General features: G+C 70.6%; 1 protein-coding gene. It reads left to right on the forward strand.

What is annotated here, in order from left to right:
- Positions 1 to 940, forward strand: a 940-nt coding sequence (locus K3F49_RS39025; RefSeq protein WP_234686156.1) for a beta-ketoacyl synthase N-terminal-like domain-containing protein, incomplete at both ends; no start/stop codon positions are given.

Raw genomic sequence — 940 nt, forward strand, 5'->3', positions numbered from 1 at the left:
GTCGAGCGTGCTGGCGGGGCGTGTGTCCTATGTGCTGGGCCTCGAGGGGCCGGCGATGACGGTCGACACGGCATGCTCGTCGTCGCTGACCGCGCTGCACCTGGCCTGCACGGCACTGCGTCAGGGTGAGTGCGACCTGGCGCTGGCGGGCGGCGTGACCGTGATGTCGACGCCCTCGACGTTTGTGGCGCTGGGACCCGACAACGGCATGGCGCCGGATGGGCGCTGCAAGGCGTTCTCGGCGGATGCCAATGGCGCCGGCTGGAGCGAAGGCTGCGGCGTGCTGGTGTTGAAGCGGCGGTCGGATGCGGAGCGGGATGGCGACGAGATTCTGGCGCTGATCCGCGGCTCCGCGGTGAACCAGGACGGCCGCAGCCAGGGCCTGACGGCGCCGAACGGTCCGAGCCAGCAGCGCGTGATCCGCGCGGCGCTGTCGACGAGCGGGGTCAGCCCCGACGAGATCGATGTGGTCGAAGCGCACGGCACCGGCACCAATCTTGGCGACCCGATCGAAGCCGGCGCCTTGGCCGCGGTGTTCGGACCGACCCGGCGCGAGGATCGTCCGTTGTGGCTGGGCTCGTCGAAGTCGAACCTCGGCCACACCCAGGCCGCCGCCGGCGTTTTGGGCGTGATGAAGATGGTGCTGGCGCTGCGGCACGAGGTCTTGCCGAAGACGCTGCATGCGGAGCAACCGAGCCACCAGATCGAATGGGAGGGCAGCGGGCTGTCGCTGCTGCAGCAGGCGCGGGCCTGGCCGCGCGAGGCCTCGCATGTGCGCCGTGCCGGCGTGTCCGCGTTCGGCATCAGCGGCACCAATGCGCATGTGGTGATCGAGGAAGCGCCGGTACGCGCTACGACTCGCGGCACAGATACAGCTGAAGCGTCATCGCTCCCGATCCCGCTGCTGGTGTCGGGCCGAGACGAGGCGGCGCTGCGGGCG

Origin of the sequence: Bradyrhizobium monzae (assembly GCF_021458635.1) — a bacterium.
GTDB lineage: Bacteria > Pseudomonadota > Alphaproteobacteria > Rhizobiales > Xanthobacteraceae > Bradyrhizobium.